An 18,384-nucleotide genomic window follows, 5' to 3' on the forward strand; every position below is an offset into this window, starting at 1 on the left:
GTTTACTTAAGACAGGTAGGAGGATATGAAGATGACGGATGTTAACGCCGGGTTGGCGATCATAGCCGGGCTGGTTTCTTTTTTTTCACCGTGCTGTTTGCCACTGTATCCCTCTTATTTATCGTATATGACGGGGATGTCGGCCCATGAACTGGCTGAAGGACGGCATAAGGCAGAGGTACGTTACCGTACGATGGGACACACGCTTGCTTTTGTACTGGGTTTTTCGGTCGTTTTTTATTCACTCGGTGCAAGCGTCGGGTTGCTTGGAGAATGGTTTGGAAATTATGGGGATACGCTAAGAGTGTTAGCGGGGGTGCTAATTTTAATCATGGGTCTGGTGTCACTTGGTGTGGTGCGTCCTTTGATCTTAATGAGGGAGCATAAGCTTCGTTGGACATGGAAGCCTGCCGGTTATGCCGGTTCCTTTGTGATCGGAATTGGATTTGCGGCAGGCTGGTCTCCCTGTATTGGTCCCATGCTAACGGCTATTATCGCATTGGCGGCAGTTGAGCATCATACCTGGTTCAAGCTGATTACAGGCTACGCGCTTGGCTTTGCGATTCCTTTTTTTGCATTGGCTTTGCTGGCAGGTTCTGTTCGGCTATCCTCTCGTTATACCTCAATCATTATCAAAACAGGCGGCATACTGCTTGTTATCACTGGTATTTTGCTGGTGACCGATCATATGACGGATATAACGCTGTTTTTACAGCGTATTACCCCGGATTGGATGCTGATTATGTGAAATACTCAATACGGCTTAATGGGAAATGTTCAAAAATGCGCTCTGTGATAAACTCACGCAGTGCATTTTGCTGTTCATCCGGATAAACATATTTGTTTTGTCCCCAACGACCCCATTTTTTCTTGCGCTTCTCCATGTCCATTTCGAGCTTGGTTTTCGGGTAACGTTTTTCAATCACAGCTTTGGACGTTTTGGTAAAGCGGTGCTGAATTAATTCAAACGTCAAATCTGTAGTGGCATGCTGGGGCAAAGTTTCTCCCAATCTGCGCAGCAACTCGCTATAGCCTTCTTCCCATCCGTCATACCAGATGATAGGGGCAATGATAAAGCCCAGCGGATAACCGGCTCGAGCTATTTTACCCGCTGCTTCAATCCGCTCCTCAAAACGTGAAGTGGCAGGCTCAAACTGTTTAATAACATAATCGGAATTAATGCTAAAACGGATGCGGGTATGACCATTATGCTTAATATCCAGCAAAGGATCGACATGATGATATTTAGTAACAAAACGCAGTCGGCCATATTCCTCATCTGCCATAAAACGAATCAACTCTCCGAGTGATCCGGTGATATGCTCCAGACCAACAGGATCGGAGGTACAAGCTGCTTCAAAACGGGTGATTTCAGGGACACGTTCTTCAATATAGGCTTTAGCTGCGTTCAGAATATCGTCGGTGTTGACATACACGCGAATATACGGTTTTGCACCCAAAGTTGTTTGTAAATAACAGTAGTGACAGTGTCCCATGCAACCAGTCGAAATGGGGATAGCGTATTCAGCTGAGGGCTTGGACTGATCAAAGGTTAACGTTTTGCGAATGCCTACGACCAGTGTTTTTTTGGCCATTCGGTACTTTTCAACTTCAGTTTCACCCGGCAAATTGGTAATCCGGTTGTGAGAGGTGGTCATCCGATACGGAATATCCTTGGCTTTTACCCAATCCATAATACGCTGGCCCTTGGGATAATTCAGTGCGTCTGGCTCAAAAAACACCAGATCGGGCAGAAACGGCTTCGTTCCTCTGCTTTGGACAGGAGTACGTTCAAGCGTAGACATGGGTAACGCTCCTTTCCGAATAAAACTCAAGACTCAGGTGTCCATCATAAGCTCATGCCGCAGGATAAACGATACAGGGACGACATCACTAGTGTGTCCGGCTTAAATTGAACAAATCATGGCAATAGCTGTGAGCCAAGGTAGGAGACTTGCCAATAGACAATGATAACATGTATCATTACATATGTAGGTTTAACGCAGGAAATGAAGGCGGTAGCGCCCGTTCAATTACAGAAAAGAGGGAAGCAAGTGCCAACGCCAAGCATGGAAGATTATTTGGAGCGCATTTATCAGCTGATTGATGAGAAAGGCTACGCTCGTGTCTCGGATATCGCAGAGGGTCTGGAGGTTCATCCTTCGTCCGTTACCAAGATGATCCAGAAGCTGGATAAGGACGATTATCTTGTATATGAGAAATATCGGGGACTGATTTTGACGCCCAAAGGGAAAAAGGTTGGAAAACGGTTAGTTGACCGTCACCAGCTATTGGAGCAATTTCTGGATATGATTGGGGTTGACAAGGACCTGATTTATAAAGACGTGGAAGGTATTGAGCACCATTTGAGCTGGGATTCTATCACCCGTATTGAAACATTGGTCGAATATTTCCGCCGGGATGAAGATCGTTTGCGCCAGCTTCACGATATACACAAGGAATTGAGTGGGGATTCCTAAAAGCATTGTCCGTAAGGACAGATGCTTTTTTTATTTGCTCTGACCGCAACAAACGCCCGGTTGTTAGCGTCTATCCATTATATAGCAGGACAAGATAGGGGTTAAAATTAACTGGGTTAGCGGAGGATTGTAACAAAATGAATTGGAAGAAAATAGGGGCATCGGCTGCTGGTTTACTCTTGGCAGTACAGACGGCCATTATGCCCGGAGTTCAAGCGGCTCCAAACGGAGATATTGAGATTATATTGGACGGGCAGTCTCTGCAAAGTGATGCGGCACCGTATATTGTACAGGGAGCCAATGTAACGATGGTTCCTTTGCGGGTGATTAGTGAGGGATTGGGCGCTCAGGTGAATTGGTCGGAATCATCTGGTATGGTAACGATTACAGCGAAGGACAAAAATATTTCGATGGAGAACGGTGGACAGAGTGCAACCGTGAATGGTAAGTCTGTTCGATTGGACGCATCTGCCCGCATGGCGAGTGGAAGAGTTATGGTGCCGCTGCGTTTTGTCGGGGAAGCGTTGGGTTTAAAAGTAGATTGGCAGGCAACAGAGCGAGTTATCACGTTGAGCAGTGGCAAAGAAGGTGTATCTACAGGTGGAAACACTTCTGCGGGAAACAACACTACTCCAGATACGTCTGCATCTGTCAATCAGGAAAGTGGAAGTAAGGATCAGGGTGTCAGCGATGCTGAGCAGGTGATTCCTGCTTCACCGTCTACCTCTACGAGCGCGGACAGTTCAAATTCTGCAAACGGAAATGTCGTTCAAGTGAAGGCTTCGACCTCCATGCGTGGAGCCTGGATTTCTACGATTAATGGAGATTGGCCTTCTTCGGCGGCCCGAAGTAGTGCCGATAAGCAAAAGCAGGAGTTTACTACAATGCTTGATGATTTGCAGGGCATGGGCATTAATGCGGTGTTCGTTCAGGTTCGTGCCAGTGGGGATGCACTCTATCCGTCCAATCTGGTTCCGTGGAGCAAATATTTGACGAACACTCAAGGTAAAAATCCGGGCTATGACCCTTTAAAATTTATGATCAGCGAATCGCATAAGCGAGGAATGGAATTTCATGCCTGGTTTAACCCGTTCCGCGCTAACTCTACAGGAACAACCAGCGGATTGGCTACAAATCATGTAGCTAACCAGCATCCAGATTGGATTGTTAAGAATGGCAGCCAGTTGTATATCAATCCGGGGATTCCTGCCGCTCGTGAGCATGTCATTTCTGCAATTATGGAAGTGGTGAACGGATACGACATTGACGGCGTTCATTTGGACGATTATTTCTACCCTTACAGCGGAACTTTTGATGACGATGCGACCTTCAAAGCATATAATGCTAACAAAATTTCGAACAAGGGCGACTGGCGAAGAGATAATGTGAACAGTTTTGTTCGAGACTTGGGCAAAACCATTCATGCAAGCAAGTCCAAGGTTCAATTCGGAATTAGTCCTTTCGGGGTGTGGCGCAACAAGTCCCAGGACTTAACCGGTTCAGACACAAAGGCAGGCGTTACAGCATATGATACGACTTTTGCAGATGTACGAACCTGGATCAACAAAGGCTGGATTGATTATGTAGCTCCACAAATTTACTGGAGTATCGGTTTCCCGGCAGCGGGTTATGACAAGCTTGTCGCATGGTGGTCCAATGAGGTCAAAAATTCAGATGTTAAGCTGTATATCGGTCACTCACCATATAAAATCGGCACGCCGGAAAAGGGATGGCAAACTGCTCAAGAGCTCATTAAGCAGCTTGAACTGAACGAAAATTATAAGCAGGTCAAAGGGGATATTTACTTTAGTGCACAGCATTTGCGCAAAAATCCTTACGGACTCATTCAACTTCTTCAAAATTATTATCAAATGTGATAAAAATTGGATCAAATAGGTTCTATATAGGCCTCCGTTCTCATACATAAGCAGTAGAACTGCTTACTCCCAAGAGAACGGAGGTTTTTTGATCTATGCTGATCAATGCTGTGTTCCAGGGTGGAGGGGTTAAGGGTATATCGCTGGCAGGTGCAGTTAAGGCTGCAGAAGGGCATGGAACAGTATTCAATCGTGTAGCCGGTACATCATCAGGGGCTATTGTCGCTGCTTTATTGGCAGCTGGATACTCAGCAGATGAAATGAAAGCCGTGATAGAGAAAACCCCCTTGGTCAAGTTGTTGCGGCGTTCTCCGGTGTTTAACATCAAGTGGATTGGACCAGCTACTCGTATCTTCCTGAAAAAAGGGCTTTACTCTGGGGAAGCACTGGAACACTGGGTACGTGAGCTATTGCGGGCCAAGGGAGTGCGTACGTTCGCGGATTTGCCCCCTGGCAAGCTGCGCATTATTGCATCAGACATCACGAATGGTCGCATTTTGGTGCTGCCTGAGGATATCAAACGTTTTGGGATCAATCCCTCTTCACTGGAGGTCGCCAAGGCCATTCGAATGAGCACAAGTATCCCCTATTTTTTTGATCCGGTGATGTTAAGACTTGATTCTGCACTTGCCAAGGGGAAAACCTTTTCCCAGCAATTTGTTTTTGTTGTTGATGGAGCTTTACTAAGCAATCTGCCTTTGTGGCTGTTTGATGAGCCTGTGAACGAACGTGAAGCAAAAACGATTCCAACGGTAGGATTTCAGATGGTGGGCAAAACGGGGACGGAAACCAAGGTTTCTTATATCCGGGGGCCATTGACGATGCTGCAGGCTATTTTTGATACGATGCTATCGGCACACGATGAACGATATATTGAGCAGGAGAACCGATACCGGACAATTAAAATCCCAACGTTGGGTATCCGCACCGCGCAATTCAACATTTCTCCTGAACAGAGTAATTTGTTGTATGCTTCCGGTGTGCAGGCAGGGGAAGCCTTTTTCCACAAATGGAGCATCGCATCCTATCAACAGCAGTACAGCAAGTATCAGTTGATGAAAAATACAATGTACGCCATGAAATAGCCACTAAAAAGGAGCCTCTCCCCGGACATACTTCATTACACGGGGGTGGCTCCTTTATACTACTGCATTATAAATGATCTTTGCCTGACTAATGATACTTTGGCTGCTCTTCTTCATTTTTGCCCTTAGAACCTTCAATAACATGAAAAGGGTACACTTTGCGCTTGCTCGGAGTCTGCTGCTTGCGTGAGTTGGCTGTTTTGGCCATCGTACGCGCAGAGGGCTTGATTTTGGGAGAACCGCTTCTTCGTCCCGGCAAGTATTTGTATAGCAGAAAAATAACTGTAAAAACAAGCACGGGAATCAGTAAACTCACGAGAAAGCCCAAGCTTCCTTTCCATACCATATCCACAATTCCATATGCACCTAAAGCAAGGGTAAGCCAGAAAATAACCGCATGTCTGTTCATCATTTACTCATCCTTTCACAGGATCAAGAACCGGACTGTTGAAGGTCTCCTTTGCAGGCACATTTTCCAACTCAGCATCCAATTCAAGCATACGCTTGAAAGAAGCAATGGATACCTCCACTTGATCATCGGTCGGTTCTTTGGTGGTCAGCAGTTGTAGCCATAGACCGGGGTAGCCCAAATAACGAAGTACCGGAATCTCCCGCATGGCATTGGTCAGCTTGAGAAATTCAAAGGAAAGGCCCAACACAATCGGAAGCAGCAGAAGCCGTTGTCCCATACGCTCCCACAGATTATCATACGTAAACAGGGAATAGACGAGTACCCCGATAATCACAGTGAGCATAATAAAGCTGCTTCCGCAACGGTAATGCAGTCGGCTATATTTTTGCACGTTGGCTGGAGTTAATTCTTCCCCTGCTTCAAATGCAGTAATTACTTTATGCTCCGCACCGTGATATTGAAACAGGCGTTTGATCAATGGAGTTTGGGAAATGCCCCATAAATAAGCCAGCAGCAGAATCAGCTTAATAGCCCCTTCGGCTAGATTATGCAAAATCTGTTCGTGAAATAAATTTTTAAACAGGAAGTCTTCTACGACAACAGGAACGAGGGTTAACACAATTTTGCCGAACAAAAAGGATAAAATGCCGACCGCCGCCACACCAATGATCATACTTAGGCTCCAGCGGGATTCTTCTTTTTTCTTTTGTTCCGCACGTTCTTCTGGGTCGAGCTCATCATCTGCATAGGCATCGGCTGAATAATTCAAATGCTTGGTACCCTTGGCGCTGGAATCAATGATACTTACAATTCCCCGCAGCAACGGTATTTTACGAAATTTGGATACCCAGGATTGCTCTTTGCGTGGTACTTCCAAATATGTGATTTCGCCGGTTTTGCGGCGAACTGCCGTGACATTGACACGCTTGCCGCCGAACATGACACCTTCAATAACTGCCTGACCACCGTAACTTACAGGCTTGGATGCTTGTGACAACCGTCTCACCTCTCTTTACACGTGCTTTTTTGTATATTGTATCGAATTTGGGAGGGAATATCTAGTTGCGGCAAATGGATAGGTGGAATATAGAGCGCTCCAAGCTCGGATCATCCTTCCGATCGCTGTTATTCCCAGATTTTTTTGGATTGAATAAAAGATGTAGAGGTTAAAATCCGTGAATAAAGGCGAACGCTAGCGCTTCTTCAGGACGATTCCGAGCTTTCCGCTGCTACCCGCCTCTCGATTTGTTTTTGAGTGGGGGAGTAAAATCGTGTTTTAAACCTTTATGAGAAGCATGTTGCTGCTCTAATGTGTGCTTTAATTCTTTTTATTTTTCCCTGTATTTGATGAATATGGAAATTGAATTCGTTATTCAGCTACAAGGCTTTTAGCCCCTTTTTAGCTTTTTCCGAATCTAAAGCATTTCGGTTGTGGAATATTTACGAGAGCGGTGTCCCCGTATTAAATTCCTTTATCAGATTTGTGAAAAGCCTGATATTACTAACCTTTAACCGTAACAAGTGATGTTTTTAAATTCGGCATGGCATTCTAGCAAAAAGTCAATTAGGACTGCCTTTACCATAACAAGCAGTGCATTGAAATTAGGCCCATCATTTCTGAGTGAGTACAGTTGGTTATACTAAAACTGTAACAAGTAATGTATTAAAAACTATTTTTAGACTCAGAGCTTTTGAGTATTGAATAATGGATGTAAGTACGTCTCTTAACTAAGTCCGTCAAAGGAAAAAGTTAGCACAAGCGCATAAAGCAGCGGAGAGAACGGAATCGTTCTGAAGAAGCGACAGCGATTCGGAAGAGTGATCCGTTCGCATAGCGACCACATGTGCACGTAGTCCAAGTCATCACCAATTCTCCACCACACCAGCCCACCATGTAACAAGAACTCACCACGTTTCAGTGTTAAACCCACTCCTTTGGAGCATACTACCTATCAAATTGGGAATACATGAATCCGACGCAAATGAAGCCTTTCCATTTGACAACAAGTACTTTTTTAGTGGAAATAAGCATTGCATCAGAAAAGGAGAGCAAAAGATATGAGTGAAACCTACTCTGTACCCAAGGTAAGGCATGATCAGGAGCAGTCTCGTGAATCTCAGGACCAACGTGACCATAACAATAACAGCATTAGGGGCAGACAACAGTCAGGTAAAATACATACCCCGCTCATTCCCTTCGCACTTGAGCTCGGTTTTTTTGCAGGTTTGCTCTGGGGATTGATACGCTGGCTATTTTATGCGTTGCACTTTACGGTAGTAGCGCCCGGTTTTTTGGCAGAGCCGTTTTTCAAGCATTCGTTCATGAAAACAACAGCGGGGCATCTGGTAGGCTTGCTGTTTTTTATCGCATTATCTGTTATAGCGTCATTAATATACACATTGATGTTTCGCCGATTTAAGGGACCTATGCCCGGCATTGTCTACGGTCTGGTCTGGTGGGTTATTTTATTTGTATTAACGGGTCCCAAGCTCGGGATGATGAATCCTCCTTATCGGCTAACATGGAATTCCATATATACGGAAGTTTGCGTGTTTTTGCTGTGGGGGTTGTTTATCGGCTACACGGTTGCTGTGGAGTATACGGATGAAAGAATGCGCGAGCCTGAGAAAGCTGGGGACTGAACGTAACAAAAACTTCTCAAGCGCCTATCCCCTGTGTTAAAATAGCATTTGGTTATTTGACAGAGGGGAGCGGAATGAAAGATGAAGAATGACCGGGTGTTCAAGCTGCGGCAGGCGCTGGGCGAGCATAATCTGCGTGCTATGCTGATTACTAGCCCTGTCAACCGCCGATATTTGACAGGCTTCACAGGTTCGGCGGGTTATGTGCTGATCACGGAATCCCATAGCTACCTGCTAACCGACTTTCGTTATATGACGCAGGCGACCGAACAAGCTAAAGGATTTACGGTGGTGCAGCACGCTGCGCAGGTCATGGAAACAGTGAAAGAGTTGCTGTCCTCCCATCAGATCAGTGAAACAGGCTTCGAGCAAGACGATGTATCTGTTGCTACGCATAAAGCTTACAGCGAAGATTTGTCGCCTCTTACGCTGGTTCCGGTGTCAGGCATAGTGGAGAAGTTGCGGGTGTACAAGGATGCAGAAGAGCTGGAAGTGATGCAGCGGGCAGCGGATTTGGCAGACGCCACATTTGCACACATTTTACCTTACATCAAACCGGGTGTCAGCGAGCGTGAGCTGGATCTGGAAATGGAATTTTTTATGCGCAAGCAAGGAGCTACGTCTTCTTCATTTGACACGATTGTGGCATCCGGGGTTCGTTCCGCATTGCCTCATGGGGTAGCCAGTGCCAAGTTGGTACAAGCGGGCGAGCTGATTACGTTTGACTTTGGCGCATTGCTGGATGGCTACTGTTCCGATCTGACTCGTACAGTAGCTACACAAGGGGATTTGGCGCCTCAGCTGCGTGAAATCTATGATATTGTGCTCAAAGCGCAGCTTCACGCACTGGAACATATTAAGCCTGGCATGACGGGCCGCGAAGCGGATGCGCTGACCCGCGATATCATTGCAAGTCATGGCTATGGAGACAATTTCGGACATAGTACAGGCCATGGTCTGGGTATGGAAGTTCATGAATCCACACGTCTGTCGAAGGCCAGTGATGATATACTGGAGCCGGGCATGGTTGTAACGGTCGAGCCAGGTATTTATGTACCAGGATTGGGCGGCGTGCGGATTGAGGATGATATCGTTATTACAGATAACGGCATCAAAGTATTAACACATTCAAGCAAAGAATTTACAGTCGTTTAATAACGATAACAGTCCTGTAGGAGGGGTATTTTAGTGATTAATGTTAATGATTTTAAAACAGGTTTGACCGTCGAGGTAGACGGAGATATTTTTACGGTGCTGGACTTCCAACACGTAAAACCGGGTAAAGGTGCAGCGTTTGTACGCTCCAAGCTGAAAAACTTGCGTAACGGCAATACCGTTGAACGTACATTCCGTGCGGGTGAGACGATTGGTCGTGCCCAAATCGAAAATCGTGGTGTATCTTACCTCTATGCAAGTGCAGATGATCATACATTCATGGACAACGAAACTTACGATCAGTTCACATTGTCCAGCGATCAGCTGAAATGGGAGCTTAATTTCCTGAAAGAAAATATGAATGTAAATATTGTCAGCTATAACGGAGAAATTCTGGGGATTAACCTGCCTACGAGCGTAGAGCTTAAAGTAGTTGAAACCGAACCGGGTATTAAAGGTAATACGGCTACAGGTGCTACTAAAAATGCCAAACTGGAAACAGGTCTGAATGTTCAGGTTCCTTTGTTCATTAACCAAGATGACGTATTGTTAATTGATACTCGTGACGGCAAATACATGTCTCGCGCATAATTTTTTTCCAGTTTTTGGAATCCTCTGTCCTTGTTAAGGGCAGGGGATATTTTTATAACGACTTATGTTTAAAAAACATTGGCTCCGCATAGCACTTTCGTATTATACTGTACTAAAGTTATGTCGCAGGATGTCACGTTCGAGTCGGTTGTGCCATCTCAAGGTTACATACTGTTGAGTCTGAGGGAGTGAATATCGTTGTCTTTGTATGTCATGAAATTCGGAGGCAGTTCCGTCGGTGATACGGAACGCATGAAACGCGTGGCAAAACGCGTTGTTGAGAAACAGAGTGAAGGGCATCAATGTGTAGTGGTCGTTTCCGCAATGGGAGACACGACAGATGAACTGATTGACCAGGCCAAATTGCTGAATGAGCAGTTGCCTGCACGTGAGTTGGATATGCTGATGACGACAGGTGAGCAAATTTCGATCGCATTGTTGTCAATGGCTATTCAGCAGTTGGGTCATGAAGCGGTATCGTTTACGGGATGGCAAGCTGGTTTCCGTACGGAATCTGACTTTGGTCGGGCACGAATTACGGACATTCAGCCTCAGCGTGTGCTGGATGCATTGAGCAGCAACAAGATTGTCGTTGTAGCCGGTTTCCAGGGGATGTCTGCTGAGGGAGACATTACGACGCTGGGACGTGGAGGTTCTGATACGACGGCGGTTGCGCTGGCGGCAGCGATCCAAGCCGATGCATGCGAAATTTACACAGACGTAGACGGTATTTATTCTACAGACCCACGGATTGTGAAGGTTGCTCGTAAGCTGAAAGAAATTTCGTATGATGAAATGCTGGAATTAGCCAATCTAGGTGCGGCTGTGTTGCATCCCCGTGCGGTAGAATATGCCAAACATAATCGGGTACCGTTGATTGTGCGGTCCAGTTTTAACCATAATGAAGGAACGGTCGTAAAGGAGGATGCAGTAATGGAGCAGGGCGTTGTAGTCAGTGGGATTGCATATGATAAAAATGTAGCAAGAATCAGCATTTTGGGCGTCGCCGATATCCCTGGTGTACTGGCAAAAGTATTCGGAACACTGGCGGCAGCCAAAATTGATGTAGATATTATTGTACAGAGCGGGGTTGAAGCTGGCAAAGCGGACTTCTCCTTTACAGTAGCTTTAACGGACTGTGAAGCAGCACTGAAGACGCTGGAAGGTATTCGCGGCGAGCTTCCATACCGTGAAGTGACGTCTGAGGAAAACCTGGTGAAAGTATCCATTGTGGGCGCAGGCATGGTTAGCCATCCGGGGGTTGCGGCGCAAATGTTCTCCGTGTTGGCGGAGCAAGGCGTTAGTATTAAAATGGTAAGCACATCCGAAATTAAAGTATCGTGTGTCATTGAGGCTGGTAAGCTTCACGAGGTTATTCAGGCGCTGCACACAGCGTACAACCTGGATACCGAGGAGCAAGCATTTGTGGGTGGACCGAAGGATCGTCGTTAACAAAATTACTGTGTATAGGCACAGTGTAGTATACGTTTCCTATTTATAGTTTTATAATCATAGAATATTGTGGTAGTAGGTTAAGAGGTTGTCCAACAGTATGAGTCTGACTGTGGGGCAGCCTCTTTTTGCTGTAAATCTATCTTTTCTGCCCAAGGGTATCCCTTTGCCGACAAGGCTTTGAGATGCTCTTTTTTTATTTCTGGAAATAAAGCAATGGGGCTTGAACAAGTGAAGGAAAGGCCTGTTAAGTGCTGATAGAAGCATTGAAATTCTCGACTAGGTTTTCGATATATTTTCGGCATAAAAAGCGAGAGTCAGCCATAGACTTGTCTTAAAGAAAAAGGACAACTGTGAGGGGGCGGCATCGGTATGGAATGGCTGGAGTTATTTCCCGAACCGTTGCACGGTATACTCGGAAAGCTTCCAGAAACGGTATTTAAGCAACTGGAAGAAATTCGGGTCCGGGAAGGAAGACCGCTGGAAATTAACACAAATGGTGAACATCATTTTATAACATCTGCGGGTCGACTGACTTTGAACCATGTGGAAGCCTATCATCCTAACCGGGAGGATGCCCATCGTTTGCTGGATTTTATCAGTAATCATTCCCTGTATACCATGGAAGAGGAGCTGCGCAAAGGCTTTATTACGATCCCCGGCGGTCATCGTATTGGGCTGGCGGGAAGAACCGTGCTTAGCAGGGGACGAGTGGAGCATTTGAGGGATATAAGCAGCTTTAATGTAAGAATTGCCCGAGCAATTCCTGGTATAGCTGATCGGATATTGCCTTATGTAGCGGATCAAAAGTTCGGGAAAATCCGGCATACCCTCATCTTATCCCCTCCTCAGCATGGCAAAACGACTCTGCTTAGGGACTTGGCTCGGCAGCTCAGCTACGGAGGGGTGGGAAGTAATGGAGGACGACGAAATGGACTCAAGGTAGGCATTATAGACGAACGTTCTGAAATTGCTGGCAGTCACAAGGGCATACCCGGATTTGATGTCGGACCTCGCACCGATGTATTGGATGGATGTCCAAAAGCAGAAGGTATGATGATGATGATTCGCTCGATGTCACCGGATGTGCTCATTGTCGATGAAATCGGGCGACCTGAGGATGCCGAGGCGGTGCGTGAAGCGCTTCATGCGGGCATCGCAATCATTGCCTCTGCACATGGCCGTGATGTAGCCGAAATGGCAACCCGCTCTGCTTTGGCCGGGCTAACTACAGGGCAGGAGCTATTTCAGCTCTATGTCATGCTGGAGAGGACGAGCCGGGGCGTCTCCTTTCGGCTGGCAGATGCCAAGCAGCGTCGGCTGACACTGCCTGTAGATGGGCAGAACGGGGGCATATCCTATGCTTAAGCTGCTGGGAGCCGCGTTGGTTATACTGGCTGCTACGCTGGCAGGCTGGCAGCGGGCAAGGCAGTTTGCGATGAGGCCGCGGCAGATCAGGGAGCTGATTCTCGCGCTGCAAAGACTGACCACCGAGGTATCCTACGGGGTGTCCCCGCTGCCGGATGCTTTCGCCAAGACGGGAGAGCCGCTGCGGGAACCGCTGCGAACCTTGTTTAAGCAAGCCTCACGCTGGATGCACCCCTCTTTTGGCCTGACCGCCAGGGAAAGCTTGCATAAAGCGATTGAAGATTCGTGGAGCCGTTCCTCTATGCAGCAGGCCGAGAAGGAGGCGATGCGGCAGCTTGCTTACAGCCTCGGAACCAGCGACCGTGAAGACCAGATCAAGCACATTGCGCTAACTATCCAACAGCTATCCCATGAAGAAGCGCAGGCGCAGGCAGATCAGGTGAGATACGAGCGCATGAGCAGAAGCCTGGGACTGCTGATCGGAGCATTGATCGTCATTTTGATCTATTAGCGGGGTGCTCGAATGAATTTAGAAGTGAACGCGATCTTCCAGATTGCCGGAATCGGCATTATCATCGCCATGATTCATACCGTACTTAAGCAAATGGGCAAAGAAGACATGGCCCATTGGGTAACGGTTATCGGTTTTGTTGTGGTGCTGTTCATGGTGGTGCGAATGCTGGATAACCTTCTGCAAGAGATCAAATCAATCTTTCTTTTTCAGTAGGTGGATACATGGAAATCATTCAGGTGGTGGGATTTGCACTCATTGCCACAGTCCTCATTTTGGTCATTAAGGAACAGAAGCCGATGTTTGCCTTTTTAATTGCAACCGCTGCGGGAGTGGTGATCTTCTTGCTGCTGATTGGCAAGATCGGGTCCGTAATTGCCGTGCTTGAGCGGCTGGCGAGATCTTCAGGTATGGACATGATTTATTTTAAAACCGTACTGAAAATTATCGGAATTGCTTATATCGCCGAATTTGGAGCGCAGATCGTTCGGGATGCGGGGCAGGACGGCATTGCCTCCAAAATTGAGCTTACGGGAAAGGTACTCATTATGGTGCTTGCCATCCCGATTATCAGCATTATTATTGACACGATTCTGAAGCTGATGCCCGCCTGAGGGGGTGATGCCATGAAAAGGCTGGGGGGCATGCCGAAACTAAAAGTAATTGCGGTTTTGCTGCTATGTCTCTGGTGTGCCTCGGCTGCGGTCCTCTTTGCAGATACACCTACCAACGAATGGATCAGGCAACAGGCGGAGCAAATGCCTAAAGATGAGGTTGAACACTATTGGGATGGGCTAATGCAGCAATACGGCGGATTTTTCCCTGATCAGAAAACGCCTTCTTTCATGGACATGCTTCTTCCGGGCGTTGAAGGATTTAGCATTAAGGGTGTACTGAGCGCTATCGCTGATTTTTTCATTCATGAAATCCGGGTAAATGCCAAGCTGCTCGTCACCATTGTCATGCTCAGCATTATGAGTATGGTGCTGGAAACGCTGCAAAGCGCTTTTGAAAGCAAGCAGGTCAGTAAAGTCGCCTACGCAATCGTGTACATGGTCATTATCATCCTGGCGATTAACAGTTTTAGTGTAGCCATTGGTTATGCCAAAGAAGCCATTGACAGCATGATTCACTTCATGATGGCGATGTTGCCCCTATTGTTTACCATGTTGGCCTCCATGGGTAACGTCGTAACGGTTTCGGTCACACATCCGTTGATCGTTTTTATGATTAACACGGTCGGGACAGTCATTCATACGCTGGTGTTCCCGCTGCTCTTCTTCTCCGCCGTGCTGTATCTGGTCAACTCGCTGACAGGCAAATACAAGCTGACCCAGTTAGCCGATCTGCTGCGGAACGCTGGAGTAGCGGTGCTGGGAGTGCTTCTGACCATTTTTCTAGGAGTCATTTCGGTACAGGGCTTGACATCGTCGGTTACGGACGGATTAACGATCCGCACAGCTAAATATATTACAGGTAGCTTTGTTCCGGTGGTAGGCAAGGCGTTGGCAGATGCGACAGATACGGTCATTTCGGCATCGCTGCTCGTTAAAAATGCCATTGGCCTCGTAGGAGTCATTATTATTTTGTTCCTGTGCGCCTTTCCTGCACTCAAGATTCTCACGCTGGCTCTCATCTATAAAGTAACTGCTGCCATCATGCAGCCTTTGGGAGAAACGCCCATAGTGAAATGTCTGGATGCGATCGGCAAGAGTATGATTTATGTTTTCGCGGCGCTGGCGGCAGTGGGCTTAATGTCCTTCCTTGCGATTACTGTGATGCTCGCTGCAGGCAATATGACGGTCATGATGAGGTGAACGAATGCATGCAATCCAACGGGAGGGAGGGGGAGTGACGTGACCTGGCTGGGAGGCTGGCTTAAGGAACTGGTGCTGATTGTGCTGCTGGCTTCTTTTGTCGATATGATCTTACCGAGCCGATCCATGGAAAGGTATGTCAAGCTCGTGCTCAGTCTGCTTATTCTACTGACGCTGCTCTCTCCGGTCGTGCACCTGCTGAGCACCAGTCCCTCGGAGATTTTGGGGCAAGCATTTGATCTTCAACGTCAGGCGGAGATGGGTCGGAGGGAACCGACATTGGAGGAGATTTTAGCAAAAGGCAACAAGCTGAAGCAACAGCAGGAGCAGAGCTCCATGCAATGGGCTGGCAAAGAGGTAGCCAAGGAAATGAAAGCCCAGTTGGAGCAGTATACCGGCTTACCCATTCAGTCGGTTCAAGTTACCCTCGCACAGATCGAACAGAAGGAATCGGGATTAAAGACTGGAACAGGCGTTCAGTCGGTTGTGGTTAAATTAGCGGAGCAGCAGACAGAAAAAGAAAAGAAAAGTACGAATGTCTCGCCTGGTGCGAACTCCAAACCAATAATGGTGGAGCCTGTTGCTGAAAAAACAGTCCAAATCCACGTAGATCCAATACCTTCGAATGCTTCCGATCAAGCGGGAGGTACACAAGCGAATAACCGGAATTCTGCCGAAAGTGCTAAAGACGCAGCAGCAACGAATACACAAGCTTTTGGCTTAATTACAGAACTGCTACGCGAAAAATGGGGGATCGACAGTAAAAATGTTCAGGTGCTTCTTTCACAGAACGGGACACATGAATGGTAACAGGAGGTGAGCAGAAATGGGCAAATGGATGAAAAAGCTGGAAAAATGGATGGGCGGAGGGGAGGAGGGAGCCAAAAGGTTTAATTCATTTCGCTGGCTACTTATTCTAGGTCTGATCGGTGTAGCTATTATGCTATTTAATTCATTCGTAAATGTAAAAAAGGTGGACCCGGAAAACGTAGGGCGTGAACCGCCTGGCGTGATGAAAAATGAGCCTGTACTAGAGACAACGGCAGGGGAAGAGAGTTCTTTTGCCGGGATCGAGAAGGCTTTTGAGGACAATATGAAGCAGATGCTGGAGCAGATTGTAGGTGTGGGAACGGTCGATGTCATGGTTACCGTAGACTCCACCGAAGAGGTTATCGTTCAGCGCAATGTGAAGGATATGCAGGAAGAAAATAACGAAACGGACGCCAATGGCGGCCAACGGCATACCACCCAATATACACGCGATGGAGAGATTGTCACCTATGAATCATCAGGAGGTCAGCATACCCCGATTGTTACCAAAAAAGTAAAGCCGCAGGTGAGGGGAGTGCTCGTTGTGGCCATGGGGGCAGAAAACCCTACGGTGAAGCAGCTCATTATCGATGCTGTACAGAAGGGACTTAACGTACCTTCCTACAAAATCTCAGTTGTACCGCGTAAGCAGGGATAATATGGGACTTAAATAGAAAGAAGTTAATATTTTAAACCATTAATGAATATGGAGGACGGAACATGAATAATAAAAGACAAACCGTTTGGCTGGTGTCCATGCTGAGTTTAATGGTGGTGCTGTCTGCGTATTATTTGTTTACAGAGGACTCAAGCCCGACAAACCCGCCAGTGGCAGACAGTGAGCAAGTGAGCAAGGATAAGCAGGAAACCGCAGAGGAAGCAACTTCGAAGGCAGAAGAGCAATTGAATGAGCTAAAAGTGAATGAAGTAGTGACGAATGGGGAAGTTACTGGCGATGCAGCAGCTTCTTCTACGAAGTCGGACACAGGAACAGAAACCTCAAAGGGTGATAAGGATACGGCAGCTAACAGTACTACTGAGGCGACTGCATCTGATCCAAATACTACTGAGGCCAAGACGGACACAACCGCAAAAAGTGACGATACAACAACCTCTTCCGCCAAAACCGACCAGCAGGTACTTGATCAAGTAGCCACGGAGCAAGAGGCCAAACCTACAGCAGCAGCTGTGATTGATAACTATTTGCTGGAACGGGATGTGGAAAATCAAAAGAAAAACGACGAGCTAACAACGGCAATGAACGACAGTACACCAAAGAAAGCCGCAGAGGCGCAAAAGGAATTACATGTGCTGGAAGATAAACAGGCCAAAATTACCGGAATCGAAGAAGAACTTCAACAGCAGTTTGCCAATGCGGTCGTGCGTGAGGAAGATGCTGATAAATACAAAGTAGTCGTTCTGAGTGAAAAATTGGACGCCAAACAAGCAGTAACCATTGTCGATAAAGTCATGAAAGAACTGAATGTAACGCAGGACAAAATCAGTGTGCAGTATGTTACACAATAAGACAAAAATCGCGAAAAAGCCCGGATTTCTGCATAATCCCGGGCTCTTTCTATTTTTAATGATTGTGATATAATACATAAAGCTGTTTCAACAATGTAATCAGCAACCAGCAAAATGCTGAAGGAGTGATTAATAGAGATGTTTAAATTAAGCGAGATTAAGGAATTGATCAAGCTGGTGGATGAAACGTCTGTACATGAGCTTGAAATTGAAAATGAAGGAACTCGCCTGTTGATCCGTAAACCGGGCAAAAGCGAGATTGTTACAGTACAGGCTCCTGTGACCGCACCTGCTTATACAGTCGCACCGCAAGCTGCTATTCCGAATCCACAAGTACAGTCCGATGTTGGACATGCAACTGCTGGGGAAACCAAGGAATATGCAAGTAATCTACATAAAATCGTATCTCCGATGGTAGGCACTTTCTATAGTTCTTCATCCCCGGATGCGGCTCCGTATGTGAGTATCGGCAGTAAAGTAGGCGATAAAACAACGGTATGTATCATTGAAGCGATGAAACTGATGAACGAGCTGGAAGCTGAAGTGAAGGGCGAAATTGTGGAAATTTTGGCCGAAAACGGACAGCTGGTCGAGTATGGCCAGCCATTGTTCCTTGTGAAACCGGAGTAAAAAGCTTGCTCGGGCCCGTTTTTTTG

At 46.8% G+C, this 18,384-nt stretch carries 20 protein-coding genes; 17 read left to right on the forward strand and 3 right to left on the reverse strand.

Annotated features, from left to right (window positions below):
* Positions 1-31: 31 nt before the first annotated feature.
* Positions 32-748 (forward strand): cytochrome c biogenesis CcdA family protein, encoded by a 717-nt coding sequence (locus LCF57_RS00585; protein WP_225998984.1) that lies wholly within the window; start codon positions 32-34, stop codon positions 746-748.
* Here LCF57_RS00585 and splB read toward each other — a convergent pair.
* Positions 741-1,805 carry a spore photoproduct lyase gene (gene splB, locus LCF57_RS00590; RefSeq protein WP_225998985.1) on the reverse strand — a complete coding sequence of 355 codons (1,065 nt, stop codon included), beginning with the start codon at positions 1,803-1,805 and terminating at the stop codon, positions 741-743. The two genes, LCF57_RS00585 and splB, sit on opposite strands and share 8 nt — an antisense overlap.
* A gap of 249 nt (positions 1,806-2,054) precedes the next feature.
* Here splB and mntR point away from each other — a divergent pair, with 249 nt between their 5' ends.
* The 3 genes from mntR to LCF57_RS00605 all read left to right on the forward strand — a co-directional run bounded on the left by mntR (position 2,055) and on the right by LCF57_RS00605 (position 5,442).
* Complete coding sequence (mntR, locus tag LCF57_RS00595; RefSeq protein ID WP_007430946.1) at positions 2,055-2,480, forward strand: transcriptional regulator MntR; 426 nt, start codon at positions 2,055-2,057, stop codon at positions 2,478-2,480.
* 137 nt (positions 2,481-2,617) lie between these two features.
* The gene (locus tag LCF57_RS00600) at positions 2,618-4,357 is read left to right on the forward strand and encodes a family 10 glycosylhydrolase (protein WP_225998986.1); all 1,740 of its coding nucleotides are present in this window, start codon (positions 2,618-2,620) and stop codon (positions 4,355-4,357) included.
* A gap of 95 nt (positions 4,358-4,452) precedes the next feature.
* Positions 4,453-5,442: a patatin-like phospholipase family protein gene (locus LCF57_RS00605; protein WP_225998987.1), complete on the forward strand. Its 990-nt coding sequence runs from the start codon at positions 4,453-4,455 to the stop codon at positions 5,440-5,442.
* 88 nt (positions 5,443-5,530) lie between these two features.
* Here LCF57_RS00605 and LCF57_RS00610 read toward each other — a convergent pair whose 3' ends face one another.
* Together LCF57_RS00610 and LCF57_RS00615 are read right to left on the reverse strand one after the other, a co-directional pair.
* Positions 5,531-5,851: a hypothetical protein gene (locus LCF57_RS00610; protein ID WP_225998988.1), complete on the reverse strand. Its 321-nt coding sequence runs from the start codon at positions 5,849-5,851 to the stop codon at positions 5,531-5,533.
* 7 nt (positions 5,852-5,858) lie between these two features.
* Positions 5,859-6,851 (reverse strand): DUF1385 domain-containing protein, encoded by a 993-nt coding sequence (locus LCF57_RS00615; RefSeq protein ID WP_225998989.1) that lies wholly within the window; start codon positions 6,849-6,851, stop codon positions 5,859-5,861.
* 1,061 nt (positions 6,852-7,912) lie between these two features.
* Between LCF57_RS00615 and LCF57_RS00620 the strand changes: the two genes are divergently transcribed.
* The 13 genes from LCF57_RS00620 to accB all read left to right on the forward strand — a co-directional run bounded on the left by LCF57_RS00620 (position 7,913) and on the right by accB (position 18,358).
* A complete protein-coding gene (locus tag LCF57_RS00620) occupies positions 7,913-8,497 on the forward strand; it encodes a YqhR family membrane protein (protein ID WP_225998990.1) in 585 nt (194 codons plus the stop codon).
* Between the two features lie 81 nt (positions 8,498-8,578).
* On the forward strand, positions 8,579-9,652 hold the full coding sequence (locus LCF57_RS00625; RefSeq protein ID WP_225998991.1) for a M24 family metallopeptidase: 1,074 nt from the start codon (positions 8,579-8,581) through the stop codon (positions 9,650-9,652).
* Between the two features lie 33 nt (positions 9,653-9,685).
* Positions 9,686-10,243: an elongation factor P gene (gene efp / locus LCF57_RS00630; protein ID WP_010345630.1), complete on the forward strand. Its 558-nt coding sequence runs from the start codon at positions 9,686-9,688 to the stop codon at positions 10,241-10,243.
* 198 nt (positions 10,244-10,441) lie between these two features.
* Positions 10,442-11,695, forward strand: a complete 1,254-nt coding sequence (locus tag LCF57_RS00635) for an aspartate kinase (protein ID WP_225998992.1) — start codon at positions 10,442-10,444, stop codon at positions 11,693-11,695.
* A gap of 372 nt (positions 11,696-12,067) precedes the next feature.
* A complete protein-coding gene (gene spoIIIAA, locus LCF57_RS00640; protein ID WP_225998993.1) occupies positions 12,068-13,063 on the forward strand; it encodes a stage III sporulation protein AA in 996 nt (331 codons plus the stop codon).
* On the forward strand, positions 13,056-13,574 hold the full coding sequence (gene spoIIIAB, locus LCF57_RS00645) for a stage III sporulation protein SpoIIIAB (protein WP_225998994.1): 519 nt from the start codon (positions 13,056-13,058) through the stop codon (positions 13,572-13,574). The genes spoIIIAA and spoIIIAB overlap by 8 nt, the downstream gene beginning before the upstream one ends.
* A gap of 12 nt (positions 13,575-13,586) precedes the next feature.
* Positions 13,587-13,790 carry a stage III sporulation protein AC gene (spoIIIAC, locus tag LCF57_RS00650; protein WP_010345636.1) on the forward strand — a complete coding sequence of 68 codons (204 nt, stop codon included), beginning with the start codon at positions 13,587-13,589 and terminating at the stop codon, positions 13,788-13,790.
* A gap of 8 nt (positions 13,791-13,798) precedes the next feature.
* Positions 13,799-14,188 (forward strand): stage III sporulation protein AD, encoded by a 390-nt coding sequence (spoIIIAD, locus tag LCF57_RS00655; RefSeq protein ID WP_225998995.1) that lies wholly within the window; start codon positions 13,799-13,801, stop codon positions 14,186-14,188.
* Positions 14,189-14,200: 12 nt separating this feature from the next.
* The gene (gene spoIIIAE, locus LCF57_RS00660; RefSeq protein WP_225998996.1) at positions 14,201-15,391 is read left to right on the forward strand and encodes a stage III sporulation protein AE; all 1,191 of its coding nucleotides are present in this window, start codon (positions 14,201-14,203) and stop codon (positions 15,389-15,391) included.
* A 39-nt stretch (positions 15,392-15,430) separates the two neighbouring features.
* Positions 15,431-16,201 carry a stage III sporulation protein AF gene (spoIIIAF, locus tag LCF57_RS00665; RefSeq protein WP_225998997.1) on the forward strand — a complete coding sequence of 257 codons (771 nt, stop codon included), beginning with the start codon at positions 15,431-15,433 and terminating at the stop codon, positions 16,199-16,201.
* A gap of 16 nt (positions 16,202-16,217) precedes the next feature.
* Positions 16,218-16,859 (forward strand): stage III sporulation protein AG, encoded by a 642-nt coding sequence (gene spoIIIAG / locus LCF57_RS00670; protein WP_225998998.1) that lies wholly within the window; start codon positions 16,218-16,220, stop codon positions 16,857-16,859.
* A 62-nt stretch (positions 16,860-16,921) separates the two neighbouring features.
* Positions 16,922-17,728, forward strand: coding sequence for a SpoIIIAH-like family protein (locus LCF57_RS00675; RefSeq protein ID WP_225998999.1), 807 nt, complete (start codon positions 16,922-16,924; stop codon positions 17,726-17,728).
* 138 nt (positions 17,729-17,866) lie between these two features.
* Positions 17,867-18,358: an acetyl-CoA carboxylase biotin carboxyl carrier protein gene (gene accB / locus LCF57_RS00680; RefSeq protein ID WP_225999000.1), complete on the forward strand. Its 492-nt coding sequence runs from the start codon at positions 17,867-17,869 to the stop codon at positions 18,356-18,358.
* Positions 18,359-18,384 lie beyond the last annotated feature (26 nt).

Source organism: Paenibacillus sp. BJ-4 (assembly GCF_020404765.1).
GTDB lineage: Bacteria > Bacillota > Bacilli > Paenibacillales > Paenibacillaceae > Paenibacillus.

Excerpts from the sequence above, each read along its gene's own strand:
- spoIIIAG (WP_225998998.1), top strand. The coding sequence starts at position 16,218 with ATGGGCAAATGGATGAAAAAGCTGGAAAAATGGATGGGCGGAGGGGAG.
- splB (WP_225998985.1), bottom strand. The coding sequence starts at position 1,805 with ATGTCTACGCTTGAACGTACTCCTGTCCAAAGCAGAGGAACGAAGCCG.
- spoIIIAE (WP_225998996.1), top strand. The coding sequence starts at position 14,201 with ATGAAAAGGCTGGGGGGCATGCCGAAACTAAAAGTAATTGCGGTTTTG.
- spoIIIAD (WP_225998995.1), top strand. The coding sequence starts at position 13,799 with ATGGAAATCATTCAGGTGGTGGGATTTGCACTCATTGCCACAGTCCTC.
- LCF57_RS00585 (WP_225998984.1), top strand. The coding sequence starts at position 32 with ATGACGGATGTTAACGCCGGGTTGGCGATCATAGCCGGGCTGGTTTCT.
- LCF57_RS00620 (WP_225998990.1), top strand. The coding sequence starts at position 7,913 with ATGAGTGAAACCTACTCTGTACCCAAGGTAAGGCATGATCAGGAGCAG.
- spoIIIAB (WP_225998994.1), top strand. The coding sequence starts at position 13,056 with ATGCTTAAGCTGCTGGGAGCCGCGTTGGTTATACTGGCTGCTACGCTG.
- LCF57_RS00610 (WP_225998988.1), bottom strand. The coding sequence starts at position 5,851 with ATGAACAGACATGCGGTTATTTTCTGGCTTACCCTTGCTTTAGGTGCA.
- spoIIIAC (WP_010345636.1), top strand. The coding sequence starts at position 13,587 with ATGAATTTAGAAGTGAACGCGATCTTCCAGATTGCCGGAATCGGCATT.
- LCF57_RS00675 (WP_225998999.1), top strand. The coding sequence starts at position 16,922 with ATGAATAATAAAAGACAAACCGTTTGGCTGGTGTCCATGCTGAGTTTA.
- LCF57_RS00600 (WP_225998986.1), top strand. The coding sequence starts at position 2,618 with ATGAATTGGAAGAAAATAGGGGCATCGGCTGCTGGTTTACTCTTGGCA.
- LCF57_RS00625 (WP_225998991.1), top strand. The coding sequence starts at position 8,579 with ATGAAGAATGACCGGGTGTTCAAGCTGCGGCAGGCGCTGGGCGAGCAT.
- accB (WP_225999000.1), top strand. The coding sequence starts at position 17,867 with ATGTTTAAATTAAGCGAGATTAAGGAATTGATCAAGCTGGTGGATGAA.
- spoIIIAA (WP_225998993.1), top strand. The coding sequence starts at position 12,068 with ATGGAATGGCTGGAGTTATTTCCCGAACCGTTGCACGGTATACTCGGA.
- LCF57_RS00605 (WP_225998987.1), top strand. The coding sequence starts at position 4,453 with ATGCTGATCAATGCTGTGTTCCAGGGTGGAGGGGTTAAGGGTATATCG.